Origin of the sequence: Pannonibacter sp. SL95 (assembly GCF_026672425.1) — a bacterium.
In the GTDB taxonomy this organism is placed as follows: Bacteria; Pseudomonadota; Alphaproteobacteria; order Rhizobiales; family Stappiaceae; genus Pannonibacter.
Genome location: NZ_JAPPRC010000005.1, coordinates 148,479 through 174,475, shown reverse-complemented (window position 1 = coordinate 174,475; position 25,997 = coordinate 148,479). Strand labels below are relative to the sequence as shown.

The 25,997-nt window shown below is 63.9% G+C and carries 21 protein-coding genes; 12 read left to right on the top strand and 9 right to left on the bottom strand.

Translation table 11 applies throughout. From position 1 onward, the window contains the following. Window positions 1-38: 38 nt before the first annotated feature. Window positions 39-188 carry a DUF1127 domain-containing protein gene (locus OVA12_RS15840; protein WP_268138999.1) on the bottom strand — a complete coding sequence of 50 codons (150 nt, stop codon included), beginning with the start codon at window positions 186-188 and terminating at the stop codon, window positions 39-41. 236 nt (window positions 189-424) lie between these two features. Further along, a complete protein-coding gene (gene uvrA / locus OVA12_RS15835; RefSeq protein ID WP_268138997.1) occupies window positions 425-3,409 on the bottom strand; it encodes an excinuclease ABC subunit UvrA in 2,985 nt (994 codons plus the stop codon). A gap of 488 nt (window positions 3,410-3,897) precedes the next feature. Between uvrA and OVA12_RS15830 the strand changes: the two genes are divergently transcribed. The 4 genes from OVA12_RS15830 (at window position 3,898) to OVA12_RS15815 (ending at window position 11,277) form a co-directional block, all read left to right on the top strand. Next, complete coding sequence (locus OVA12_RS15830) at window positions 3,898-4,476, top strand: single-stranded DNA-binding protein (protein ID WP_268138995.1); 579 nt, start codon at window positions 3,898-3,900, stop codon at window positions 4,474-4,476. A gap of 573 nt (window positions 4,477-5,049) precedes the next feature. After that, the gene (locus OVA12_RS15825) at window positions 5,050-6,801 is read left to right on the top strand and encodes a L,D-transpeptidase family protein (protein ID WP_268138993.1); all 1,752 of its coding nucleotides are present in this window, start codon (window positions 5,050-5,052) and stop codon (window positions 6,799-6,801) included. Window positions 6,802-7,021: 220 nt separating this feature from the next. Beyond that, complete coding sequence (locus OVA12_RS15820; protein ID WP_268138991.1) at window positions 7,022-8,041, top strand: efflux RND transporter periplasmic adaptor subunit; 1,020 nt, start codon at window positions 7,022-7,024, stop codon at window positions 8,039-8,041. Next, entirely contained in the window at window positions 8,038-11,277 is a 3,240-nt protein-coding gene (locus tag OVA12_RS15815) for an efflux RND transporter permease subunit (RefSeq protein ID WP_268138989.1), read from the top strand. Before OVA12_RS15820 ends, OVA12_RS15815 begins: the two co-directional genes overlap by 4 nt. 69 nt (window positions 11,278-11,346) lie before the next feature. Here the strand turns inward: OVA12_RS15815 and OVA12_RS15810 are convergent, their stop codons facing one another. Continuing rightward, a complete protein-coding gene (locus tag OVA12_RS15810) occupies window positions 11,347-11,985 on the bottom strand; it encodes a MarC family protein (RefSeq protein ID WP_268138987.1) in 639 nt (212 codons plus the stop codon). A 295-nt stretch (window positions 11,986-12,280) separates the two neighbouring features. On the opposite strand from OVA12_RS15810, the gene gyrA reads away from it, so the two are divergent. Further along, window positions 12,281-14,971 carry a DNA gyrase subunit A gene (gene gyrA / locus OVA12_RS15805; RefSeq protein ID WP_442793889.1) on the top strand — a complete coding sequence of 897 codons (2,691 nt, stop codon included), beginning with the start codon at window positions 12,281-12,283 and terminating at the stop codon, window positions 14,969-14,971. 180 nt (window positions 14,972-15,151) lie between these two features. Here gyrA and OVA12_RS15800 read toward each other — a convergent pair whose 3' ends face one another. The 3 genes from OVA12_RS15800 to OVA12_RS15790 all read right to left on the bottom strand — a co-directional run bounded on the left by OVA12_RS15800 (window position 15,152) and on the right by OVA12_RS15790 (window position 16,320). Beyond that, entirely contained in the window at window positions 15,152-15,490 is a 339-nt protein-coding gene (locus OVA12_RS15800; RefSeq protein ID WP_268138983.1) for a hypothetical protein, read from the bottom strand. Between the two features lie 205 nt (window positions 15,491-15,695). Further along, window positions 15,696-15,950 (bottom strand): hypothetical protein, encoded by a 255-nt coding sequence (locus OVA12_RS15795; protein ID WP_268138981.1) that lies wholly within the window; start codon window positions 15,948-15,950, stop codon window positions 15,696-15,698. A gap of 88 nt (window positions 15,951-16,038) precedes the next feature. Beyond that, window positions 16,039-16,320, bottom strand: coding sequence for a hypothetical protein (locus tag OVA12_RS15790; RefSeq protein WP_268138979.1), 282 nt, complete (start codon window positions 16,318-16,320; stop codon window positions 16,039-16,041). 167 nt (window positions 16,321-16,487) lie between these two features. Between OVA12_RS15790 and coaD the strand changes: the two genes are divergently transcribed. From coaD to tgt, 5 genes are all read left to right on the top strand, one after another. Continuing rightward, window positions 16,488-16,994 carry a pantetheine-phosphate adenylyltransferase gene (gene coaD / locus OVA12_RS15785; protein ID WP_442793884.1) on the top strand — a complete coding sequence of 169 codons (507 nt, stop codon included), beginning with the start codon at window positions 16,488-16,490 and terminating at the stop codon, window positions 16,992-16,994. A 30-nt stretch (window positions 16,995-17,024) separates the two neighbouring features. Next, complete coding sequence (locus OVA12_RS15780; RefSeq protein WP_442793883.1) at window positions 17,025-17,576, top strand: peptidylprolyl isomerase; 552 nt, start codon at window positions 17,025-17,027, stop codon at window positions 17,574-17,576. Window positions 17,577-17,694: 118 nt separating this feature from the next. After that, window positions 17,695-18,129, top strand: a complete 435-nt coding sequence (locus OVA12_RS15775; RefSeq protein ID WP_268139438.1) for a peptidylprolyl isomerase — start codon at window positions 17,695-17,697, stop codon at window positions 18,127-18,129. A 121-nt stretch (window positions 18,130-18,250) separates the two neighbouring features. After that, on the top strand, window positions 18,251-19,369 hold the full coding sequence (gene queA, locus OVA12_RS15770) for a tRNA preQ1(34) S-adenosylmethionine ribosyltransferase-isomerase QueA (protein ID WP_268138975.1): 1,119 nt from the start codon (window positions 18,251-18,253) through the stop codon (window positions 19,367-19,369). After that, window positions 19,366-20,517, top strand: coding sequence for a tRNA guanosine(34) transglycosylase Tgt (gene tgt / locus OVA12_RS15765; RefSeq protein ID WP_268138973.1), 1,152 nt, complete (start codon window positions 19,366-19,368; stop codon window positions 20,515-20,517). The genes queA and tgt overlap by 4 nt, the downstream gene beginning before the upstream one ends. 19 nt (window positions 20,518-20,536) lie before the next feature. Here tgt and OVA12_RS15760 read toward each other — a convergent pair whose 3' ends face one another. The 3 genes from OVA12_RS15760 to galU all read right to left on the bottom strand — a co-directional run bounded on the left by OVA12_RS15760 (window position 20,537) and on the right by galU (window position 23,366). Further along, window positions 20,537-20,974 carry a DUF4864 domain-containing protein gene (locus tag OVA12_RS15760; protein ID WP_268138971.1) on the bottom strand — a complete coding sequence of 146 codons (438 nt, stop codon included), beginning with the start codon at window positions 20,972-20,974 and terminating at the stop codon, window positions 20,537-20,539. Window positions 20,975-21,066: 92 nt separating this feature from the next. Next, a complete protein-coding gene (locus OVA12_RS15755) occupies window positions 21,067-22,362 on the bottom strand; it encodes a nucleotide sugar dehydrogenase (RefSeq protein WP_268138969.1) in 1,296 nt (431 codons plus the stop codon). Between the two features lie 113 nt (window positions 22,363-22,475). Then, the gene (gene galU, locus OVA12_RS15750; RefSeq protein ID WP_268138967.1) at window positions 22,476-23,366 is read right to left on the bottom strand and encodes a UTP--glucose-1-phosphate uridylyltransferase GalU; all 891 of its coding nucleotides are present in this window, start codon (window positions 23,364-23,366) and stop codon (window positions 22,476-22,478) included. A 218-nt stretch (window positions 23,367-23,584) separates the two neighbouring features. Here galU and kdsA point away from each other — a divergent pair, with 218 nt between their 5' ends. Both kdsA and eno read left to right on the top strand, forming a co-directional pair. Continuing rightward, window positions 23,585-24,424 (top strand): 3-deoxy-8-phosphooctulonate synthase, encoded by an 840-nt coding sequence (gene kdsA / locus OVA12_RS15745; RefSeq protein ID WP_268138965.1) that lies wholly within the window; start codon window positions 23,585-23,587, stop codon window positions 24,422-24,424. Window positions 24,425-24,509: 85 nt separating this feature from the next. Then, window positions 24,510-25,784 (top strand): phosphopyruvate hydratase, encoded by a 1,275-nt coding sequence (eno, locus tag OVA12_RS15740; protein WP_268138963.1) that lies wholly within the window; start codon window positions 24,510-24,512, stop codon window positions 25,782-25,784. Window positions 25,785-25,997: the final 213 nt, after the last annotated feature.

The window sequence follows — 25,997 nt, the reverse complement described above, 5'->3', positions numbered from 1 at the left end:
AGAGCCCGGGATCGCGATTCCTGAAGTCCGTCTGAAGCTTAGCGGCTTGCGCGACGGGCGATGAACTCGATGTCACCGCGGCCGATGCCCAGATCGCTCAGCTCGCGGTTGGACAGGCGGGACAGCTCCTCGACGGTGCGGCGGTAGTTGACCCACGAATTGTACTTGCGAACGACGGTGTTGATCATTTGTCCGATCCTTGAACCTTTTGGAGTGGCTGCCAGCTTTCCGTTGTGCGGTGCAGCGCCGTTCCGATGACCCTTATCTACGCCTTGTTCGCATGTGCGAGAAGTCCTGCCTCTGCATGACTGGCATGCAAATCACGCAAGTCGAAAAATTAAAGCGGGACAGATGCTTCTGCCCCGCTCCTGACCCAATTCAATCGATCGAATCGACGAATGCTGCAATGCAGCGTCCGTCTGGCCTATTCCGCCGCCGACGGCGCGCGCAGCTGCGGCCGGCGGCCGAGCAGTTCGCGCAGGAACTGGCCGGTGTGGCTTGCCGGCGTGGCGGCCACGTCTTCCGGCCGTCCGGTGGCCACGACCATGCCGCCGCCATCTCCGCCTTCCGGCCCGAAGTCGATCAGCCAGTCCGCGGTCTTGATCACCTCGAGATTGTGCTCGATCACCAGCACCGTGTTGCCCTGCTCGACCAGCTCGTGCAGCACCTCCAGGAGCTTGGCCACATCATGGAAATGCAGACCCGTGGTCGGCTCGTCGAGGATATAGAGCGTGCGTCCGGTGGAGCGGCGTGCCAGCTCCTTGGCCAGCTTCACGCGCTGCGCCTCGCCGCCGGACAGGGTGGTGGCCTGCTGGCCGACCTTGATATAGCCGAGGCCGACCTGGGCCAGCGTTTCCATCTTGTCGCGCACGGCCGGCACGGCGGCAAAGAACTCTGCAGCCTCCTCGACGGTCATGTCCAGCACATCGGCAATCGACTTTCCCTTGAACAGAACCTCGAGCGTCTCGCGATTGTAGCGCTTGCCCTTGCAGACGTCGCAGGTGACATACACGTCCGGCAGGAAGTGCATCTCGATCTTGATGACGCCGTCGCCCTGGCAGGCCTCGCAGCGACCACCCTTGACGTTGAAGGAGAAGCGGCCCGGCTGATATCCGCGCGCCTTCGCCTCCGGCATGGAGGCAAACCATTCGCGGATCGGCGTGAAGGCACCGGTGTAGGTCGCCGGGTTGGAGCGCGGCGTGCGTCCGATTGGCGACTGATCGATGTCGATCACCTTGTCGAGATGCTCCAGCCCCTCGATGCGGTCATGCGGCGCAGGGTTCTCGCGTGCGCCATTCAGCCGGCGCGCAGCTGAGCGGAACAGCGTATCGATGAGGAACGTCGACTTGCCGCCCCCCGAAACGCCGGTGATGCAGGTGAAGGTGCCAAGCGGAATGTCGGCGCTGACATTCTTCAGGTTGTTGCCGCGCGCGCCAATCACCTTGATCTGGCGCTTCTTGTTGATCTTGCGCCGCTCGGCCGGCACCGGGATGCCGCGTGTGCCCGACAGATACTGTCCGGTCAGCGAGGCCGGATTGGCCATGATCTCAGCGGGCGTGCCGATGGCGACGATCTCGCCGCCATGCACGCCGGCGCCGGGACCGACGTCGACGACATAGTCAGCCGTCAGCACCGCGTCCTCGTCATGCTCGACGACGATGACGGTGTTGCCGAGGTCGCGCAGGTGGCGCAGCGTGTCGAGGAGCCTTGCGTTGTCACGCTGGTGCAGGCCGATCGAGGGCTCGTCCAGAACATAAAGCACGCCGGTCAGGCCCGAACCGATCTGCGAGGCGAGGCGGATGCGCTGGCTTTCGCCGCCCGACAATGTGCCGGAATTGCGCGACAGCGACAGGTACTCAAGGCCCACGTCATTGAGGAAGCGCAGCCGCTCGCGGATCTCCTTGAGGATGCGGCCGGCGATCTCCTGCTGCTTGTCGCTGAGGGTGGCCGGCAGCGTCTCGAACCAGTCGGCCGCATTGCGGATCGAGAGTTCGGAGGTCTGGCCGATGTGGCGTCCGGAGATCTTCACGGCCAGGGCCTCCGGCTTGAGGCGGTAGCCGCCGCAGGCCGGGCAGGGGTGGTTCGACTGGAAACGGGTCAGTTCCTCGCGCACCCAGGCCGAATCCGTTTCCCGCCAGCGCCGTTCGATGTTGCCGATCACGCCTTCGAAGGTCTTGCGCGCCTTGTAGCTGCGCACGCCGTCGTCATAGACGAACTCGATCTCTTCCTTGCCCGATCCATGCAGGATCAGATGGCGGACGCTTTCCGGCAGCTCGCGCCAGGGCGTTGCCATCGACACCTTGAACTGGCGGCAGATGGCTTCCAGCGTCTGCGCATAATAGGGCGAGGTTGCCCCGGTCTTCGCCCAGGGCAGCACGGCCCCGTCGCGCAGCGACAGGCTTTCGTCGGGCACGACCAGCTCCGCCTCGAAGGCGAGCGTGGTGCCGAGGCCATCGCAGGAGGGGCAGGCGCCGAAGGGGTTGTTGAAGGAGAACAGCCGCGGCTCGATCTCGGGAATGGTGAACCCGGACACCGGGCAGGCGAATTTCTCCGAGAAGATGATCCGCTCATGCGTTTCGTTGCGGTTCTGCAGCACGGCATCCTTGTCGGACGGCGTCTCCGGCAGAGGCCGGTCCGCGAATTCGGCAATCGCAATGCCGTCAGCCAGCTTCAGCGCGGTCTCGAAGGAATCCGCGAGGCGTCCGGCGATATCCGCGCGCACGACCAGCCGGTCGACGACGACGTCGATATCATGCTTGTATTTCTTGTCGAGCGCCGGGGCCTCGGCGATCTCGTGGAACGTGCCGTTGATCTTGACCCGCTGGAAGCCCTTCTTCATCAGCTCGGCGAGTTCTTTCTTGTACTCGCCCTTGCGCCCGCGCACGATCGGCGCCAGCAGGTACAGGCGGGTGCCTTCCTCGAGCGCCAGCACACGGTCGACCATCTGGCTGATCGTCTGGCTTTCGATCGGCAGGCCGGTTGCCGGGGAATGCGGCACACCGACGCGCGCGAACAGCAGGCGCATGTAGTCATAGATCTCGGTGACCGTGCCGACCGTCGAACGCGGATTGCGCGAAGTGGTCTTCTGTTCAATGGAAATGGCCGGCGACAGCCCGTCGATCTGGTCGACGTCGGGCTTCTGCATCATTTCCAGGAACTGCCTTGCGTAAGCCGACAGGCTTTCGACATAGCGGCGCTGCCCTTCGGCATAGATCGTGTCGAAGGCGAGCGAGGATTTGCCCGAGCCGGACAGACCCGTCATCACGATCAGCCGGTCGCGCGGCAGGTCAAGATCGACATTCTTGAGATTGTGCTCACGTGCACCACGGATTGACAGATACTTGCCGCGCTCGGCCGGCAGGGCCTTCGCAACGGTGGACAGGGAGTTCGGCTTGGCGTCCTCGGACATCAGATCAATCCTGGCTGGCCCGGATGGGCAAAAGTCTCTGCAGTTATACGCAAGGCACCTGCTGCCTCAACCGCCAAACGGCGGTGACGTTAAGCCCGGGGCTGGCTCAGACGTTTGCCAAAGCGCCGCCTGCAGCCCCCGACTGTGGCGCATCAGGCACTTACGCGGCCAGCTGCGGGTTGGACCAGACCCGCACTCAATTGCCGTTGCAGCAACCCTGCGCCTTTGCTACAACAGGAACAAATAAAGAACAAGTCCTGACCGGCGTGTTTCGCGCCAAAAAATGCGTGGCAGCGAACACCGCGCTTTGTGGAAAAGGCAAAGCGCGGATGCAGCGTCAGTGAATTGGCGGTAGGGTCCGCCGACACACCCATCCGGCATCTGCGCGGATCTGGGGTTGGCAGGCATGGTCTGCCGGCAGGTTTTGAGCATTAGGTCGGGCCGGCAGGCTGCCCGAAAAAGCATGAGAAAGAAAAGGAGCCCGGAACATGGCGGGAAGCGTCAACAAGGTCATTCTGGTGGGCAATCTGGGAGCTGATCCGGAAATTCGCCGGACCCAGGATGGCCGGCCGATCGCCAACCTGCGGATCGCGACGTCGGAAACCTGGCGCGACCGTACCTCTGGCGAGCGGCGCGAGCGGACGGAATGGCACCGCGTCGTCATCTTCAACGAGGGCCTGTGCAAGATCGCCGAGCAGTATCTGCGCAAGGGCGCCAAGGTCTATATCGAAGGCCAGCTGCAGACGCGCAAGTGGCAGGATCAGGGCGGCCAGGAGCGGTTCTCGACCGAAGTCGTCCTGCAGGGCTTCAACGCCGCGCTGACCATGCTGGACGGCCGTGGCGAAGGTGGCGCGGGCGGCGGTGCGCTGCCGGATTACGGCTCTTCCGGCGGTTATGACAGTGGCCCCTCTGGCGGCTCTGGTGGTGGCTACGGCGGCGGCTCTGGCGGTTACGGCGGTGGGTCCTCGGGCGGCTATGGCGGCGGCTCCGGTGGCTCTGGCGGAGGTGCCGGTGGCGGTGCAGGCGGCGGCTTCGGCGGCGGGATGGACGACGAAATCCCGTTCTGACCCCATTGCGCCAACCCGTTGCCGGCCGGCCCAGTTGCCGTCCGTCTGGCCGCGGGGTTCGGGCAACACATGCGCTGCGGCCGACATGGTTTGGCCGCAGTCGGCTGCTGATCTTGTGCGTGACTGTGGTCACGGCCAGCGGGTGATGCGTTGGCGTATCGTCAGGGTCGGACGCGCTCAGGTGTTCCTTCGCTGACGTGGTTGCGTGCAAAGGTTTCTTTGCGTTAACCCTTCGGTCGCAGTTGCAGGGATAAAATGCTAGTCTTCGGTTGGCCGCCTGCCTGCAACGGCGTTGCCGGGGGCGCTGGTCGTGACAGGCGCGGCCCTGGCATACGTTTCGCCGGCGTACGGTGGGGCGGTTGAGCGGTATTTGATCAGAGGTTTTTGAGAACATGCGTTCGGTTCGTTGTCCGGGTTCCCATCGTCAGTCCAGGGCCATCACCAGCCGGTGCCGGACCGCAATCCTTGCCCTCAGCGGGGCTATGATCCTTTCGGCCGCGATGGCCGGACCGGCCTCTGCGCAGTCTTTCCTCGATCGTCTGTTCAACCCGGATTATCAGCCGCAGCAGCGGCTTGAGCCTGTGGCGCCGGCGCAGCCGGGCTCAGACCCTCGACCGTGCAACCATTTCCGCCAACAAGGTCACCGGTCCGAAATATTACACCTACAAGGCCGATGCTCTGGAGCCGGTGTCCTTCGCTGGGCTCGCCGATGTCCAGACGGCCGCAGCACCCTCGGGGCAGGGCGCGTCCACGGGGGCCAGCCTGTCCGAGTTTGATCTTGCCCGGCCTGACCTGAGGGCGCTCAAACTGAAGGCTCTGCCGGAAGTCGGCGCTGCGCTCAAGGCGCATTACCGCGATGCCGCTAGCTTCGTCTGGGTGCGCGATGGCGCGCCGAATGCACAGGCACAAAGCGTGTCTGCAGCGCTTGCGGACGCAGGCCGCTACGGTCTTGATCCTGCCGATTACGAGGTCGCGCTGCCGGTGGTGGCCGGTCTCGACGAGGCCGCCGCACGGGCAGAACTGATTGCCTATGAAATGCGCCTCTCCGCCGCCGTCCTCACCTATGTGCTGGACGCCGGACGTGGCCGCATCGATCCGAACCGGATTTCCGGCTATCACGACCTGCCGCGCCAGAAGGTGGCGCTCGACGGCGTGCTGGCAGCACTTGGCGTCAGCAACGATGCCGGTGCAGCCCTTGCCGCCTATCAGCCCGGTTCGGCAGAGTTCCAGGCGCTGGTCGCCGAGCTGCAGCGCTTGCGCAGTGCCAAGGACCAGGGGCCGCGGATTGCCATTGCCGCCGGCACCCTGATCAAGCCGGGCCAGTCGAGCGATGAGCTGAAGAACGTCGTCTCGGCGATCCGCCACAGGGCGTCACCGGCGCTGGAAGCCGCGCATATCGAGACACTTGGCACCTATGCCGACGCGCCGGCCTACACGCCCGAGCTGGTCGCGCTGGTCAAGGCCTATCAGGCCGAGGCCGGGCTCAATGCCGATGGCGTGATCGGTGTCGGCACCATCCGCGCCCTGACCGGCGACAGCCTGTCGGCCAAGATCGCCAAGGCCGAGCTGGCGCTGGAGCAGATCCGCTGGCTGCCGCAGGATCTGGGCGCGCGCCGGGTGTTCATCAACCAGCCGTCCTTCACCGCCGTCTATTACGAGCCGGGCAAGGCCCCCTTGTCGATGCGCACCGTCATCGGCACGAAGAGCACCCAGACGTCCGTGTTCTATGACCAGATCGAGACGGTGGAATACAACCCGTTCTGGGGCGTGCCGCGGTCGATCCTGGTGAACCAGAAGCTGGAGATCCTGGCCAAGGATCCGGGCTATTTCGACCGGGCCGGCTTTGAGGTGACGACCGCTTCCGGCAAGCCGCTGGCTTCGGCCGATGTGGACTGGGTTGCGGTGGCGCAGGGGCGCATGAACGTCAACGTCCGCCAGCGCCCGGGCGATGACAACGCGCTTGGCGAACTGAAGATCCTGTTCCCCAACAAGCACGCGATCTACATGCATGACACGCCGTCGCGCCATCTGTTCAAGAAGGATGTGCGCGCCTATTCGAGCGGCTGCGTGCGCCTGTCCGATCCGCGCGCCATGGCAGCTGCCGTGCTGGGCACGAACACCGCCCATATCGCGGAGAAGATCGCCAGCGGCAAGAACAACTCCGAGCCGGTAACGGCGCGGATCCCGGTGTATCTGGTCTATTTCACCGCCTGGCCGCAGGACAATGGCGTGGTCGCCTATTACGACGACGTTTATGAGCGCGATGTCTTCGTCCAGCGCGCGCTGGAGGCAACGCGCAAGGCGCGCGGCGGCATCCGCACCTGACTGGGTTCGCGGCCTGGAATGGCCAGAAGCGGCGAAACGATCACCCTCCCGGGTCCAGCCTGGGAGGGTTTTTTGTTCCCGCGCGCGGGCGACAGGCGGTGAAAACGCTGCTCTGCCGGTTGCTGATCGGGGGCTGAGCGGGCATCGTGTGAACTACACACTGGCGCCGCCAGCAGGTTTTGCGTATAGTTTCGAAAAATCGAAAGTAAGGACGCATCCCTTGACCCCGCTGTCCCTCCGTCTGCCACGAACTGCCCGCCCTGTCATGCTTCTGACCGGCCTTCTTGTGCTGGCGAGCGGCTTTGCTGCGCCCTCAAGCGCTGCCGATCTCAAGCTGGAACTGACCGAGATCACCGACTGGAAGTCAGTCTATGCCACGGTCGAACCCTCGGTCCGCGTTCTTGCCCGGGCGCGCAACGCTGGCACCGTCGTCGAGTTGACCGTCGATGAAGGCAGCGCCGTGCGCGAGGGCGACCGCATCGCCCGGGTGCTGGACGAGAAACTGGCGCTGCGCCGGCAGGCGCTGAATGCCCGGATCGCGGCCACCTCGTCGGAAGCGGCAAACATTGAAAGCGAGGTCAACCGGGCCCGGCAACTCTTTGCCCGCGGCACGATCTCACAGTCCCGCATCGACCAGCTCGAAACCCAGCTGGATGTGGCGCGCGAGACCCTGAAGGCGGCAGAGGCGGAGCGCGACATTCTGGATCAGCAGGAGCGGGAAGGCGACGTGATCGCTGCCACCAGCGGCCGCGTCCTGTCGGTTCCGGTCACCATCGGCTCGGTCATCCTGCCGGGAGAACCGGTGGCCGAGATCGCTGAGGATGGCTTCCTCTTGCGCCTCGAATTGCCTGAACGCCACGCTGCCACCACGCGCGCGGGCGATCCGGTCAAGGTCGTGGCAAGGACGGGCGATGCGGCGCGCGAGGGACAGATCGTCAAGGTCTACCCCGAGCTTGCGAAAGGCCGTGTCATTGCCAATGCGGCTGCCGAAGGGCTGGGAGACTTCTTCGTCGGCGAGCGGGTTCCGGTCGAGATCGGCACGGGCACCCGCCCGGTTCTGGCGCTGCCGCCTGAGGCCTTGCGGCTGCGCAACGGTCTTGACTATGTGACCCTGCGCAACGCTGCCGGCACGACCACCGAAGTGGTCGTGCAACGGGGGCGCGAGGTCCAGAACGGAGCCTTGCGGCTTGTCGAGATTCTCAGCGGCCTCACTGCCGGCGATGTGGTGGTGCTGCCATGAGCCAGAAGGATCCGATGCGCGAACCGGCCCTCGGGCTCTCGGGCCGGCTGACGGCCGCCTTCATTGCCTCGCCGTTGACGCCGCTGCTGCTGTTTGCCTCGCTCGTGGTCGGGCTCATCTCGCTGGCGACGCTGCCGCGCGAGGAAGAACCTCAGATCTCGGTGCCGATGGTCGACATTCTGGTGCCTGCGAACGGCCTGAAGGCGCCGGATGCGGTCAAGCTTGTCACTGAACCGCTCGAGACCATCGTCAAGGCCATCGACGGCGTCGAGCATGTCTACAGCCAGACGCTCGATGACCGGGTGATGGTGACCGCGCGCTTCCTGGTCGGAACTCCGTCGGACAATGCGATCCTTCGGGTGCATGAAAAGATCCGCGCCAATCTCGACCGCATCCCGCTTGGCATCCCCGAACCTCTGGTCGTCGGACGGGGCATCGATGATGTGGCGATCGTCGTCGCCACGCTTGTGCCGCAACCCGATGTGGCGGCGAACTGGGACGCAGCAGCGCTCTACGCCCTGGCGCAGGAAGTGCGCACCGAACTGGCCCGGCTCGACAATGTCGGCCTGACCTATCTGGTCGGCACCGGACCCAGCCAGATCCGGATCGAGCCGGACCCGGAAGCCCTGTCGCGCTATGGCATCACCCTCGACCAGCTTGTCGGCAAGCTGCAGGGGGCAAACCGGTCGTTCCTTGCCGGCACGGTGCGCCAGGATGGCCGGTCGGTCCAGGTCATTGCCGGACAGACCCTTGGCGGGATTGGCGAAATCGGCACCCTCCTGCTGACCAGCCGCGACGGCCGTCCCGTCTATGTCAAGGATGTGGCGACGATCGTTGTCGATGGCGGTGGATCCGAGCGGCGCGTCTGGCACTATCAGGCGACCGAAAGCGGCGGCTTTGCCAAGGTTCCGGCGGTTTCCATTGCGGTTGCCAAGCGGGCAGGGGCCAACGCTGTCCTGATCTCGGAAGAAGTGCTGCACCACCTTGATGACCTGAAGGGCCGGATGATCCCGCAGGGGATCGACGTCCAGATCACCCGCGACTACGGCGAGACTGCCAACGAGAAAGCCAACGAGCTGCTGTTTCACCTGGCCCTGGCCACGGTGTCCATTGTTGTCCTTGTCGCGCTGGCAATCGGCTGGCAGGCCGGGCTCGTCGTGCTGATCGTCATCCCGACGACGATCCTGCTGACGCTGTTTGCCGCCCAGATGATGGGCTACACCATCAATCGAGTCAGCCTCTTCGCCCTGATTTTTGCCATCGGCATCCTGGTGGATGATGCCATCGTGGTGATCGAGAACATCGCCCGTCACTGGTCCATGCAGGACGGCCGCAGCCGCGCGCAAGCCGCCATCGCGGCGGTTGCCGAGGTCGGCAATCCCACCATCGTCGCCACCCTCACCGTCGTTGCCGCCCTGCTGCCGATGATGTTCGTCTCCGGCCTCATGGGCCCCTACATGAGCCCGATCCCGGCCGTTGCCTCGGCCGCGATGCTGTTTTCCTTCTTCGTCGCCGTGGTGCTGACCCCTTGGGCGATGCTGCGCATCGCCGGCCGCAGTGCGGGCCATACGCATGAGGAAGCCGCCGGCGGCGGGCGTTTGGGGGCCCTGTTCCGCGGCGTGGCGCGGCCTGTTCTGGCCAGTCGCGGCCGTGCCTGGGGTTTTCTCCTGATCGTGGGCATCGCGACGCTGTCCAGCACGGTGCTGATCTATACGCGTGATGTCACGGTCAAGCTGCTGCCGTTCGACAACAAGTCCGAACTGCAGATCGTCCTCGACATGCCCGAGGGCACTGCGCTGGAGACGACGGAACGCCAGTTGTCCGGTCTGGTGGCGAGCCTTGAAGGCCTGTCCGAAATCGTCTCGGTCCAGGCCCATGCCGGCACGGCGGCGCCTTTCAACTTCAACGGACTGGTGCGCCATTATTTTCTGCGCGACATGCCCGAGCAGGGAGACTTGCAGGTCAATCTGAAGCCGAAGGGCGAGCGTGTCCGCGAAAGCCATGCGGTGGCGCTGGACATCCGCCAGCGCCTGGCGCAGGTGGCGCTGCCGGCCGGTGCCTCCGTGAAGGTGGTGGAGGTTCCCCCCGGTCCGCCGGTGCTGGCGACATTGCAGGCTGAAATCTATGGCCCTGATCCAGACACCCGGCGTGCCGTTGCCAGTCGCATTGGCGAGCTGATGGGAACCGTGCCCTTCATCGTCGATATTGATCTGAGCCAGGGCCAGCCGGCCGAACGGATCCGCATCGCCCTCGACAGTGACAACCTCGAGTTCCACGGCGTCAGCGAACGCGATGTGTTTGCGGCCATCGAGACACTGCTTGGCACTTCGCCGGTGGGCTATTCCCACCGCGGCGAGGGCAGGGCGCCCCTGCAGATCGTGCTGGCCCTGCCGAAGTCGGACAGGACGCTTGGGGAACGCCTTCTGGCAACACCGGTGCCTGCGAACGCGCTGCCGGGCAACCGCGGTGTCGTTGAACTCGGTGATGTGGTGCATCTCCTGAAGGAGCCATCCTCGCATCTGATCTATCGCCACAACAGCCGCCCGGCCGAACTCGTGACGGCAGAACTGGCCGGCACGTTCGAGGCTCCGGTCTACGGTATGCTCGCGGTCGCGGATGCGATCGAAGGCGCCGACTGGTCTTCCTTGCCGAAGCCGGACATTGCCTATCATGGCCAGCCGGTCAGCGACGCGCAGACGGTCCTGCTGTGGGATGGCGAGTGGGAGGTGACCTTCATCACCTTCCGCGACATGGGCGCCGCCTTTGCCGTTGCGTTGCTGGCGATCTACTTCCTCGTGGTGGCGCAGTTCCGCTCTTTCGCCCTGCCACTGGTGATCCTGACGCCGGTGCCGCTGACGCTGATCGGCATTCTGCTCGGCCACTGGCTCTTTGCCGCCCCGTTCTCTGCCACTTCGATGATCGGCTTCATCGCGCTGGCGGGGATCATCGTCCGCAACTCGATCCTGCTGGTGGATTTCATCCGCCATGCCCGCAGCCCGGACCGGCCCTTGCGCGATGTCTTGCTGGAAGCAGGGTCCATCCGCTTCAAGCCGATCCTGCTGACCGCGCTGGCGGCCATGATCGGCGCAGCGGTCATCCTGACCGATCCGATCTTCCAGGGGCTCGCCATCAGCCTGCTTTTCGGGCTTGCCTCATCAACGCTGCTGACGGTGCTGGTGATCCCGGCCATCTACATCGCGCTGCGCGACGACGGACGGCAGCCGGGCACGCGCTGACCGGGCTCAGGACCCTGGCTCCGGCGCGAATGGTACAGGCGATGCTGGGTGTCTGGTGGTGGCTTGCCGTCAGCCCGGGGTGCCGTTGGCAAAGGCAATGATGCCGTCGGCGATGAACTGCACCGACAGGGCAGCAAGAAGCACGCCAAGGAGGCGGGTCACGACCATCTGCACGGTGTCGCCCATCATCCGTTCGATCTTGTCGGCCAAGAGGAATGCCAGAAGGCAGCTGCCGAGGATCGTCGCGATGACGCCGGCAAGGCCGGCATAGGCGACCTGCGTCGGGGCCTGGCTGGCGAGAAGGATGATCGCCGAGATAGCGGCCGGTCCGGCAATCAGCGGAATGGCAATAGGAAACACCGCCATGGCGTTCAGATCGGACGGGTGGTGCTCAACGACCTTCTCCGCCGTCTCGCTCTTGCGCTTGTTGCGGTGGTCGAAAACCATCTCGAAGGCGATGACGAACAGCAGGATGCCGCCGGCCACGCGGAATGCGGAAACCGAGATGCCGAGCAGGGTCAGCACGGTCTTGCCGGAGAAGAAGAAGACGAACAGGACGATGCCCGACGTGATGGTGGCGCGATAGGCAATGCGCTTGCGGTCCTGTGCGGAAACGCCTGCGGTCAGCGCCAGAAACATCGGTGCAAGACCCACCGGATCGATGGTGACGAACAGGGTTGCAAAGGCATTGAGAAGAAATTCGGTCATGGATTGCCCCACGCGTCAGCCGTCATTTCAGTCCCTTATACCAGAGCCAATTGACAGATTGCCGCCTTTTGGCCCCATTGTTTTCGCGGTGCTGTGAACAATCTTTGCAAGTCATTGGTATGTAAGGGTAAATTATCCTTCGAATCTCCCCCGTCCATTTGGCGGGTGGGGCGGAATCGGCTATAAGCAGAGCAACATAAAAAGCATACGGAACGCATCCTTGGCCGATCAGGATTCCCCTTCGTCGGGCGGCGCCTTGCCCTCCGACATTCGCCCCATCTCCATTACGGATGAGATGAAGCGCAGCTATCTCGATTACGCCATGAGCGTGATCGTCAGCCGCGCCCTCCCGGACGTGCGCGATGGCCTGAAACCCGTGCATCGGCGCATTCTCTATTCGATGCATGAAAACGGCTACGAGTGGAACAAGCCCTATCGCAAGTCGGCCCGCGTGGTCGGTGACGTGATGGGTAAGTACCACCCCCATGGCGACAGTGCGATCTATGACGCCCTCGTCCGCATGGCGCAGAGCTTCTCGCTCCGCCTGCCGCTGATCGATGGTCAGGGCAACTTCGGCTCGGTTGACGGCGATCCGGCTGCGGCCATGCGCTACACCGAGTGCCGCCTGGAAAAGGTCGCCCACAAGCTGCTGGACGACATTGACAAGGATACGGTTAACTTCCAGGAAAACTACGACAGCTCCGAGACCGAGCCCGTCGTTCTGCCGGCGAAGTTCCCGAACCTGCTCGTCAATGGTGCCGGCGGCATCGCCGTCGGCATGGCAACGAACATTCCCCCGCACAACCTCGGCGAAGTGATCGACGCTGCCATCGCCATCATGGCCAATCCGGCGATGACGCTCAGCGAGCTCCTCGAAATCGTCCCGGGTCCGGACTTCCCGACCGGAGGCATCATTCTCGGCCGGTCCGGTATCCGTTCGGCTTATGAGACGGGGCGCGGGTCGGTCGTCATTCGCGGCAAGGTCGACATCGAGGAGATCCGTGCCGGCCGCGAGGCCCTGATCGTCACGGAGATCCCGTACCAGGTCAACAAGTCGACGATGATCGAGAAGATCGCCGAGCTGGTGCGCGAGAAGCGCATCGAGGGCATCTCCGACATCCGCGACGAGAGTGACCGCTCGGGCATGCGCGTCGTCATCGAGCTGAAGAAGGACGCGGTTGCCGACGTCATTCTGAACCAGCTTTACCGCTTCTCCGCGCTGCAGCAGAGCTTTGGCTGCAACATGGTCGCCCTCAACGGCGGCCGCCCGGAGCTGATGACCATTTCCGACATGCTGAAGGCATTCATCGCCTTCCGCGAGGAAGTCATTGGCCGGCGCACCCGCTTCCTGCTGGCCAAGGCGCGTGACCGCGCGCATGTGCTGGTTGGTCTGGCGATTGCCGTGGCCAACATCGACGAGGTCATCCACCTCATCCGTACTGCGCCGGATCCGGCAACCGCCCGGGCCCAGCTCATGGGCCGTGACTGGCCCGCCCGGGACGTGGAACCGCTCATCCGCCTGATCGACGATCCGCGCCACACGGTGAATGCCGATGGCACCTATCGCCTGTCCGAAGAACAGGCCCGCGCGATCCTCGACCTGCGCCTGCAGCGCCTGACCGCCCTTGGCCGCGATGAAATCGCCGACGAGTTGAACAAGCTCGGCGAGGAAATCTCGGATTACCTCGAAATCCTGCGCTCCCGCGAGCGGATCCAGCAGATCATCCGTGAGGAGCTGATCGAGATCCGCACGGAATTCGCAACGCCGCGCAAGACCCAGATCATGGAAGGCGGCGCAGACCTCGAAGACGAGGACCTGATCCAGCGCGAAGACATGGTCGTCACCGTCAGCCATGGCGGTTACATCAAGCGCGTGCCGCTGGCGACCTACCGCGCCCAGCGCCGCGGTGGCAAGGGTCGGTCGGGCATGGCGACCAAGGACGAGGATTTCGTCACCCGCCTGTTCGTGGCCAACACCCACACGCCGGTCCTGTTCTTCTCCTCGCGCGGCATCGTCTACAAGCTGAAGGTCTGGCGTCTGCCGCTCGGCGGCCCGACGTCGCGCGGCAAGGCCCTCATCAACATGCTGCCGCTCGAGCCGGGTGAGCAGATCTCGTCGATCATGCCGCTGCCGGAGAATGAGGACAGCTGGGCCGATCTCGACGTGATGTTCGCCACGACCAAGGGAACGGTCCGCCGCAACAAGCTGTCGGACTTCACCCAGGTCAACCGCGCCGGCAAGATCGCCATGAAGCTCGACGAGGGCGATGGCATCGTCTCGGTCGAAACCTGCACCGAGAACGACGACGTCATGCTGACGACGGCCGCCGGCCAGTGCATCCGCTTTGCTGTCACCGAAGTGCGCGTCTTCGCCGGCCGCAACTCGGTCGGCGTGCGCGGCATCAACCTCGCCGATGACGATCAGCTCATCTCGATGTCGATCCTGCGTCACTTCGAGGCGACCTCGGAAGAACGCGCGGCCTATCTCAAGCTCAGCCGCCTGATGCGCGGTGAGACGGACGAGGGCTCGGCCGCCTCCGATGATGCCGATGAGGCAGGCGCTGAAGCCGGTGACCTGCCGCAGGAGCGGTACGCTGAAATGAGTGCCGCCGAGCAGGTGATCCTCACCATCTCGGAAAACGGCTTCGGCAAGCGCACCTCGTCCTTCGAGTACCGGGTGACCGGCCGCGGCGGCAAGGGCATCACGGCCATGGCGGTAACCAAGCGCAACGGCCCGCTGGTTGCCTCCTTCCCAGTCGAGCACAGCGACCAGATTATGCTCGTCACCAACGGTGGCCAGCTGATCCGTTGCCCGGTTGACGGGATCCGCGTCGCCGGTCGCGCCACCCAGGGCGTCATCGTCTTCAACACCGCCGCTGACGAGCAGGTCGTCGCCGTTGAACGCGTCAGCGAAGACGACAATGACAACGACGCCGACGGCGACATCGCCGGTGATGGTGAAGCCGGGTCGGAGGGCGGCGAGTAAGCCGTCTGCGCAAGGGCCAGGACACAAAAAAGGCGCTCCGGGAAACCGGGGCGCCTTTTGTCGTTTGCTGGGGGGGAATTGGAGGCGTTTTGGGGGAGTTTGGCAACAAATTGTCGGATCCGTCCCGGCTTGCCGGCGAGGCGGAGGCGCGGCCCGGTGGAAGGGGCCGTGCCGCTTGGATCAGCTGGCCGGAGACTGGCGCACCAGGATGGTCGTGTTCTCATCCGGCTGCTCGGCGACGGTGGTCACACCGACCATGCGCAAGCCGGTCTTGCCCGACAGGCTCTCCAGGCAGCTGGCGTTCCAGTTGCCCCATGTCTGGCCCTTGCAGGAGGTGGGAAGTTCGGAAGACAGGCGGTTGCCCTTGGCAGCAGCTCCTCCATTGGCCGGCATCTGCGCAAAGGCAAAGGCGGCCGAGGCGATCACGGTGACGATGGCGACCGCGAGCAGCGCTGCGATTCCGGCCATGCTGTAGGTGTCGGAGGAGGATTTCGGGGTGCTGATCTTCTCAATCTTCATGGGTCTGTCTCCCCTGCCGGAGTGGTCAGGTTGTGAGGAGACAACACCATGTCCGGCACAAGAAGACCGTGATCCCGGTCACAGGTTTGCGGCTTTCGGTACTGCCGTTTGTCGGCGCCACAAAGCAAAAGGGAACACAGATGATCTGCGTTCCCTTCAGATAGTCGCGTGATATCAGGGTCTTACCGGAGCGGAAACGTCCCGCTCAGGCCATCGGTCCCGGCTCCGGCAGCGGAGCACGGGGCAGGGCGCATGCCGGGTCCTCAGCGAGGAACTCCAGCTCGAGGCAACCATATGGGTCGTTCGGCACCCGCTCGATCTTTGCCGGTTCCGGCAGGGACGGCGTCAGTGCGTCGATCTGGGCGGCACTGGCCCCGACGAGAAGGGCAAAGGCGCCAACGGCCGCAAGCCAGGCAAGGACGGGCGCACTCGGAAGTTTGAAATGGGAGAGAATGTTCATCATGCGGCTCATATGGGCCTTTGCCGGCAAAAGGTCCATGGCGCGCCGGTAAATGGTCTGTCACCTGTGTGTGAACGATCCGGACCGCCTAGCTCTTCAGCGCGCCGCGGCTCACGGTGGTGAGATTTTCCGCCGGTTCGTGGACGATCCAGGACTGCGAGCCAACGGTCAACCGGCAGTCACTGCGACACTCGGCCAGCGGTTGCGCAGGCAAACGGTCGCCCTTCGGACCTGCATTGACAGTCGCAGTCCCGATGACCGCAGCGCCGGCCACCAGGACGCCAGCTGTTGCCAGGGCCATAACCAGTGGAAGGCCGAAAAGCGTGAGACGAAGCATCGAACTGGAGCGGTTTTTGGCTTGTCCAAACATGGCAGGCCCTCCTTTGCGTGTCGACAAGGCTTGATGACACAACGTCAGTGGTGCCCTTTTGTTCCCTCGCAGCGGGCGTCATCTTCCTCGGCCTTTCGTCTCAACTGGCAGCGGTGCATTTCATCTCGGTGCTTGTGGCTTTTTCGCATCGGCGCTATCAAACTCATATGATCCGCACCGCTCTCTATCCGGGATCCTTCGATCCCGTGACCAACGGCCATATCGACATCCTCGGTCAGGCGCTCTCGCTGGCCGACAAAGTGATCGTGGCTATTGGCATCCACCCTGGAAAGCAGCCGCTTTTCACCTTCGAGGAGCGGGTCGGATTGATTCGCGCTTCGTCACTTGCCGCCTTCGGCGCGGATGTGACAGCCCGGATTTCCGTTATTGCCTTTGACACGCTGGTGGTCGATGTGGCGCGGAAAGAGGGGGCTCTGGTGCTCGTCCGGGGCCTGCGCGACGGCACGGATCTTGACTACGAAATGCAGATGGCCGGCATGAACGGCACACTCGCGCCGGATATCAAGACGGTTTTTCTCCCCGCTTCGCCGCCGGTCCGCCATATCACCGCCACGCTTGTCCGCCAGATCGCGCGCATGGGCGGAGACATCACCGCCTTTGTTCCAGCGCCTGTGGCCGGCCCGCTCGTCGCCCGCGCCCTTGCCAACGCCTGACATGCGGCCGTCTGGTCCGCGTTGCTTCCAATGGAGTTCCGATTGAAGCGCTTTCTTGCCCTGATCGCCCTGCTGCTTCCGCTCGCCTTGCTGCCGGCAGCCGCGAGCGCCGAGACGCTCGACCCGCAGAACACACTGTATCTGGACCTGAAGGACGGCCGGGTAACCATCCGCCTGCGCCCCGACCTGGCCCCTGCGCATGTCGAACGCATCAAGAAACTGGCCAAGGCCGGTTTTTACGATGGCATCGTGTTCCATCGCGTGATCGACGGCTTCATGGCCCAGACCGGCGATCCGACCGGCACCGGCACGGGTGGCTCGGACGAGCCTGATCTGAAGGCTGAGTTCTCCAAGGCGCCGTTCAAGCGCGGCGTGCTCGGCATGGCGCGTGCCTCCGATCCGGACAGCGCCAATTCGCAGTTTTTCATCATGTTCGACGATGGTGATTGGCTGAATGGTCAGTATACGGTCTGGGGCGAAGTCGTTGATGGCATGGAGTTTGTCGACAAGATCAAGCGCGGCGAGCCTGTGACCAACCCGGACAAGATCATCAAGATGCGTCTGGCAGCCGACGCCAGCTGATTTTTCGCGTGGCCCGGATTGCCGGGCCGCAGGAGGAGGCGTGAGCGCCTCCGGACCACAGACCACAGAACTGGAGATACAAGTGGCTGAATACAAGGACAGCGAGCACACGCTGCTCATGGAGACGACCCAGGGCCCGATCGTCATCGAGATGCGCCCCGACCTGGCTCCGGCCCATGTCGCGCGCATCAAGGAACTGGTGCGCGAAGGCTTCTACGACGGCATCGTCTTCCACCGCGTGATCGACGGCTTCATGGCCCAGACCGGTTGCCCGCAGGGCACCGGCACCGGCGGCTCCGGCAAGAAGCTGAAGGCCGAGTTTACCAAGGAAAAGCACAAGCGCGGCACCTGCTCCATGGCCCGCGCGATGGATCCGAACTCGGGCGACAGCCAGTTCTTCATCTGCTTCACCGACGCCCCCTGGCTCGATGGCCAGTACACCGTGTGGGGTGAAGTCACCTCCGGCATGGAAAACGTCGACAAGATCAAGCGCGGCGAGCCGGTCAAGAACCCGGACAAGATCGTCTCGCTGAAGGTTGCAGCAGACGCCTGATTGGCCTATCTGCCGGTCAACGGTTTCACGATTGCGGGCGTGGCGGATCAACCGCCGCGCCCGCTTGGCTGATGGCAACCCGGTTCGAGTGCTTTTGCCTGATCAGGCTGGACTTATAGACATGCGCGTAGACGACTTCGACTTCGATCTTCCGCCGGAGCGGATTGCCTTGCGGCCGGCGCGTCCTCGTGATGCGGCGCGGATGCTTGTCGTTCGCCCGTCAGAACACGCGCAACTGGAAGACCTCGGCGTACTCGACTTGCCGTCGCTTCTGGCCCCGGGCGATGCGCTGGTCTTCAACAACACCAAGGTCATCCCGGCACAGCTTGAGGGCACGCGCACACGCGCAGACGCGGTTGCGGGCATTGGCGCGACCCTGCATCTGCGCGCCGGCCCGGATCGCTGGTGGGCCTTCGTCCGGCCGGCGAAGAAGCTTGTGGTGGGGGATCGCGTCCGCTTCGGGCAGCCAGCCGAGGGCACAGCCTGCCCGTCCGGCGTGCTCGATGCCACCGTGGCCGAGAAAAAAGACACGGGCGAGATCCTCTTTGTGTTCGACCTTGCCGGGCCCGATCTTGATGCCGCCATTCATGGCGTCGGTCACATCCCGCTGCCGCCCTATATCGCGGCCAAGCGCGGTGAGGATGCGCAGGACCGGACTGACTATCAGACGATCTACGCCGAGCGGGAGGGAGCCGTTGCCGCCCCGACCGCCGGTCTTCACTTCACCGACCGGCTGTTTGCCGCGCTGGATGCTCGGGGCATCGAACGTCACACCGTGACCTTGCATGTCGGCGCCGGCACCTTCCTGCCAGTCAAGGCAGACGACACGAACGAGCATGAAATGCATGCCGAATGGGGCGAAATCGCCGCAGAAACGGCGGCAGCTCTTCGGGCTGTGCGGGCACGGGGCAACAAGGTGGTTGCGGTCGGCACGACGTCCTTGCGCATTCTGGAAAGTGCGGCCCAGGGGCAGGGCGGGCTGGCCGCCTTTGCCGGTGAGACCCGCATCTTCATCACGCCTGGCTATCGTTTTCGCGCGGTCGACGCGCTGATGACGAATTTCCACCTGCCGCGCTCAACGCTGTTCATGCTTGTGTCCGCGCTGAGCGGGCTCGGCACCATGCGCGCGGCCTATGCCCATGCAATCGAGACAGGCTACCGCTTCTACAGCTATGGCGACAGTTCGCTGCTGTTTCCCGCCAGCGGCAGCATCGCATCCGAGGAAGAGCTGAATTCATGACCGATGCGCCGAAGCGTTTTTCGTTCCGCCTGATCACGACCGATGGCATGGCCCGGCGCGGTGAAATCACCACGCCGCATGGTCAGGTGCGCACACCGGCCTTCATGCCGGTCGGCACGCAGGCGACGGTGAAGGCGATGTACACCGATCAGGTGCGGGCGCTCGGTGCCGATGTCGTCCTCGGCAACACCTATCATCTGATGCTGCGGCCAGGCGCCGAACGGGTGGCAAGGCTCGGCGGACTTCATCATTTCATGCAGTGGCCGCATACGATCCTGACCGATTCCGGCGGCTTCCAGGTCATGTCACTAGCGCAGCTGCGCAAGCTCGACGAGACCGGCGTCCGCTTCCAGAGCCATATTGACGGCCAGAAATATCACCTGACGCCGGAACGGTCGGTCGAGATCCAGGGCCTGCTGGGTTCTGACATCCAGATGCAGCTCGACGAATGCATCGCATTGCCGGCCCCGGAAAAGGAAGTCGAACGTGCGATGCAGCTGTCGCTTCGCTGGGCGGAGCGGTCGCGGGCAAAGTTCGAGGCCATGGGCGGTGTCGACAAGGGGCAGGGGCTCTATGGCATCGTGCAGGGCGGTGACGTGCCGCACCTGCGGGTTCGCTCCGCCGAAAGCCTGGCTGCCATGCCTTTTGAGGGCTATTCCGTCGGCGGTCTGGCTGTCGGCGAACCGCAGGAAGTGATGCTGCGGATGCTAGAGGTCACAACACCGGCCATGCCCGTCGACAAGCCGCGCTACCTGATGGGCGTTGGAACTCCGGAGGACATTCTGGAGAGCGTCGCGCGTGGCATCGACCAGTTCGACTGCGTCATGCCGACCCGCGCCGGCCGCCACGGTCTCGCCTTTACCCGCCGTGGCAAGATCAACCTGAAGAATGCCCGCCACGCCGACGATCCCCGTCCCCTGGACGAGGAAAGTGATTGCCCGGCGGCACGGCAGTATTCACGTGCCTATCTGCACCATCTGGTGAAAGCTGGCGAAGGGCTGGCGGCCATGCTGCTGACCTGGAACAACCTTGCCTATTACCAGCAACTGATGCAGGGCATGCGGGATGCCATTGAGGCGGGCCAGTTCCAGGACTACCGTGTATCGGTCAAAGAGGGTTGGGCGCGGGGCGACATCGCCCCGCTCTGACGGGCTTGGCGTCTGGGCTTCAGGCGGCCGAGCCGCTGTCCTTGCGCAGAACGCAGCCCGAGATGCCCCAGGTTCCGTCTTCCTGCCGGGCAAAGCTGTAGAGCGCGACCCAGTTGTCACCGTCAGGTCCGGTGACAAACACCTCTTGCACCGGGCCCTGCGCGGTTTCCTTCAGACGTCCGAAGCTGACGTCCTTCGGCTGGAACACCGGCAGATAGCCCTGTTTCACCATGGCGATGAAGATGTCCGGGCTCTGGAACTGTTTCTGGAGACCACTGGTGGCAAACGCGAAGGCGCCTGCCGCATCATTGCGGCGGAAGGCCGCCATCTGTCCCTGGATCAGCTTGCGGAACTCGGCGCCATCAAGGACGCCTTCCGCGCGAACACTCGTGACGCTTGCCGACAATCCAAGAAATCCGCACACCACCAAAGCAAGAAGTGAGGTACCCATGCGCATGACTGGTCTCCTTCGAGGTGACACAAAATCAGCATACGCCTGAATTCCTCTACGGGATCTTGCCAGAGATCACGTTTGCTTGACTGTCCCCATCAAAGGCGCCACAGCGTGATGCCGGGCGGGCATGCCGTCCGGTCCAGTGTTGCCGGCAGGTCGGCCACGAGGCCCTTGCCGTCTTGCAGAAGGCCGCGGACGAAGTCCCAGCCGCCAGCGACAAAACCCCGGTGCGGGACGGCGAGAACCACCGCATCCGAACCGGCGAGATCCTCCAGCGTGGACAGGCGGAGGCCATACTCGTGTGCGGTTTCGTCCGCGTCGGCCAGTGGATCATGAACCCGCACATCCGCGCCAAAGGATTGCAGCTCGGTGATGAGGTCGACGACCTTGGAGTTGCGCGTATCGGGTACGTTGGCCTTGTAGGTGAGGCCAAGTACCGCAATCTTGGGCGGCATGGTCCTGCCAAGGCGGACGCAAGCCTGGATGATCTTGCCGGCGACAAAGGCCGGCATGTGCTCGTTGGTGCCGCGCCCGGCCAGGATCACCTGCGGCGTCAGCCCGATCTCATGCGCCTTGTGGGTTAGATAGTAGGGATCGACACCGATGCAGTGACCACCGACAAGACCTGGCTGGAAGGGCAGGAAGTTCCACTTGGTGGCCGCCCCCGCCAGCACATCGCGCGTGTCGATGCCCATGGCATGGAACAGGACGGAAAGCTCGTTCATCAGGGCGATGTTGAGATCGCGCTGGGTGTTCTCGATCACCTTGGCCGCTTCGGCCACGCGGATCGAGGGGGCGCGGTGAATGCCGGCCGTCACCACGCTGCCATAGAGCGCGACGAGCCGGTCGGTGACGGCGTCGGAGCTGCCGGAGACGATCTTGGTGATGTCGGCAAAGCCGCGTTCCGTATCGCCGGGGTTGATCCGCTCGGGGGAGTAGCCGACATGGAAATCGGCGTGAAGCCGCCCGCCGGATGCTGCCTCGATCTCGGGAACCGCCAGTTCTTCCGTCGCCCCCGGATAGACGGTCGATTCGAAAACGATGATCGCGCCAGGCTTCAGGTTGCGGCCTGCGACCTGGGCTGCCGACAGGAAGGGGCCGAAGTCGGGACGTTTTGCCCGGTCAACGGGCGTCGGTACGGCGACAATCACCACATCGGCCGCCTCAAGCGCCGTTTCTTCGCCGGTGAAACGTAATGTTTCGCTGGCTAATTGATTGCTGGAAACCGATCCGGTGCGGTCATGACCGTCCCGTAGCTCGCCGATCCGCTGCGCGTTGATGTCGAAACCGATGACCGGATAACCCGCCGCTGCAAAGGCGACCGCCACCGGCAGGCCGACATAGCCGAGGCCAATGATTGCAAGGGTGGCGCGCGCATCGGGGGAGGACATGGGCAAGACCGTCTCTGCTGGGGTGCTCTCAAAAGACGAAGAGCCGGGCCGTTGTGCCGGCCCGGCCCGAACTGTTTAGAATGCTGCCTTCTGCGAAGGCAAGGGCCGCACCCTCACGCGCCGGTCTTGTTCCGGATCACGTCCTGCAGCATGGGCAGCAGGTCAGCGGCCAGATCCGGCTGGTCGAGACCGAAGGCGAGGTTGGCGGCGAGGAAGCCGATCTTCGAGCCGCAGTCATAGGACCGCCCTTCGAAGGCGAGCGAGGTGAAGGACTGCGACTGCATCAGCTTGATCATGCTGTCGGTCAGCTGGATCTCGCCGCCGGCGCCCTTGTCCTGGCTGGACAGCAGGCCAAAGATTTCCGGCTGCAGGATGTAGCGGCCAGTGATCATCAGGTTCGACGGAGACGTTCCCGGAGCCGGCTTTTCGACCATGCCGGTGATCGGCATTGCGGCCTTGCGCGGGCCATCGGCCAGCTTGACGATGCCATACTGGTGCGTCTGGTCTTCCGGCACTTCCTCGACGGCGATGATGTTGCCGCCGGTCTCGTTATAGACCTCGACCATCTGGGCAAGGCAGCTCTTCTGAGACTTGACGATCACGTCCGGCAAGAGGATCGCGAAAGGCTCGTTGCCGATAATGTCGCGGGCGCACCAGATCGCATGGCCAAGGCCGAGCGGCTCCTGCTGGCGCGTGAAGCTGGTGGCACCGGCATGCGGGCGCATGGAGTTCAGCAGCTCAAGAGCTGCCGTCTTGTTGCGGCGGCGCAGGGTGTCTTCCAGCTCATAGGCCATGTCGAAATGGTCTTCGATGACCTGCTTGTTGCGGCCCGTCACGAAAACAATGTGTTCGATGCCGGCTTCCCGGGCTTCATCCACCACATGCTGGATGATCGGGCGATCGACGATGGTCAGCATTTCTTTCGGCACCGCCTTGGTGGCGGGCAAAAAACGGGTTCCCAGACCTGCGACCGGCAGCACTGCCTTGCGGATTGGCCTGTTCATAAAATGCGCTCCTGAAATAGGCCCCGGACCGGGGCCGCGCGTCAAAACCTTGGTTCGGCAAGGGAAGTTTCCCTCGCACGCTCGTGAGACATAGCGGATTTCGCAAAAGGTTGGAACTGGGGTGACGCAGGCACAGCTGGAATGTTGCGGGCGGCGGAAAAGGCAGGTATGCAACCCCGGTCGGGTCTCCGACAAAAGGATAGCTTGAAGGATCCACCATGCTGAGCGCCAACACGGACGTCACCGTTGGAAATGTCACTTTCTCCAACCAGGCGCCGTTCAGCCTCATTGCTGGTCCCTGCCAGATGGAAAGCCGCGATCACGCGCTGGAAATGGCAGCGGCGGTGAAGGAGATCGCAGGCAAGCTCGGCATTCCTGTTGTCTACAAAAGCTCCTTCGACAAGGCCAACCGCACATCGCTCAAGGGCAAGCGCGGCATCGGTCTCAAGGAGGCGCTGCCGATCTTTGCGGAGATTCGCGAGACTTTCGGTATGCCCGTCATCACGGACATCCACACCGAGGACCAGTGTGCGCCGGTCGCCGAAGCCGTCGACATCCTGCAGATCCCGGCGTTTCTCTGCCGCCAGACCGATCTTTTGATCGCCGCAGCCCGCACTGGCCGCGTTGTCAACGTGAAGAAGGGGCAGTTCCTGGCGCCCTGGGACATGAGGAACGTCCTCGACAAGATCGTTGAGAGCGGCAATCCGAATGTGCTCCTGACGGAACGTGGCGCGTCCTTTGGCTACAACACGCTGGTCACCGACATGCGCGCGCTGCCGATCATGGCGCGCACTGGCGCGCCGGTCGTGTTTGACGCGACCCATTCCGTGCAGCAGCCGGGCGGGCAGGGCGCCTCGACAGGCGGCGACCGCACCATGGTGCCGGTGCTGGCCCGCGCCGCCGCCGCTGCCGGCATTGCTGGCCTCTTCATCGAGACCCATGACGATCCGGACAACGCACCGTCTGATGGCCCCAATATGGTGCCGATCAAGGATCTAGAGGCACTGTTGCGCCAGGTGCGCGACATCGACCGGGTCATCAAGTCTGCAGCAGCGTGATCTTGTCGCCGCACGTGAGCGCTGGGTTCCGCACTGACCAATTCCCGCAGCCTCCCATCTGCGGGCTCATCACAGGGAGACGCATATGACCGCCATTGTCGACATCACGGCCCGGGAGATCCTGGACAGCCGCGGCAACCCGACTGTTGAAGTGGATGTTCTTCTGGAAGACGGCGCCTTTGGCCGCGCCGGTGTTCCCTCCGGTGCCTCGACCGGCGCCCATGAGGCCGTTGAACTGCGTGACGGCGGCGCCCGTTACCTCGGCAAGGGCGTGCAGCAGGCCGTCGATGCCGTAAACGGTGAGATCTTCGACACGATCGGCGGCCTCGACGCGGAAGACCAGATCCACATCGACCAGACCATGATCGAGCTGGACGGCACTGCGAACAAGTCGCGCCTGGGCGCCAACGCCATTCTCGGCGTCTCGCTGGCCGTTGCCAAGGCTGCGGCGCAGTCCTCCGGCCTGCCGCTCTACCGCTATGTCGGTGGCGCGTCCGCCCGTCTGCTGCCGGTGCCGATGATGAACATCATCAACGGCGGCGCCCACGCCGACAACCCGATCGACTTCCAGGAATTCATGATCATGCCGGTCGGCGCGGAGAGCTTCTCCGAGGCCCTGCGCATGGGCGCTGAAGTGTTCCACACGCTGAAGAAGGCGCTGAAGGACGCGGGCCACAACACCAACGTCGGTGACGAAGGCGGCTTTGCTCCGAACCTGGAATCGACCGACGCTGCCATCGGCTTCGTCATGAAGGCGATTGAAAAGGCCGGTTACAAGCCGGGCGAAGACATTTACCTCGCCCTCGATGCAGCTTCGACCGAGTTCTACAAGAATGGCAAGTACGTGCTGGAAGGCGAAGGCAAGACGCTGGACTCCGACCAGATGGCTGCCTACCTCGCCGATCTCAGCGCCCGCTACCCGATCATCTCGATCGAGGACGGCATGGCTGAAGACGACTGGGCTGGCTGGAAGGCCGTCACCGAGCTTTGCGGCAACCGCGTCCAGCTCGTCGGCGACGATCTCTTCGTCACCAACACCGCACGCCTGCGCCAGGGCATTGCCAGCGCAACGGCCAACTCGATCCTCGTCAAGGTGAACCAGATCGGCACCCTGACCGAGACGCTCGATGCCGTCGAGACCGCGCACAAGGCCGGCTACACCGCCGTGATGTCGCACCGTTCGGGTGAAACCGAAGATGCGACCATCGCCGACCTCGCGGTCGCCACCAACTGCGGCCAGATCAAGACCGGTTCGCTTGCCCGCTCTGACCGGCTTGCCAAGTACAACCAGCTCCTGCGCATCGAGCAGGAACTGGGCACTCAGGCTCGCTATGCCGGCCGCTCGATCCTCAAGGCCTGATCAGCACAGGTCTTCTGAACTGCAGAACCCCGGTGGCGACTCCGGGGTTTTGTTTTTTGGGGGATGCGTGATTTCAAATCTGGGCCGCCATTCCGGACAAGGTGAGCGGAGCGAACCGAAGATCCGGAATCCAGCATGGCTGCGCGAGCGTCAGCGCGCACCTCATGTAATTCAGCACTGGACAAGCATGCGGCAGAGTTGTCGCGCTCCGCG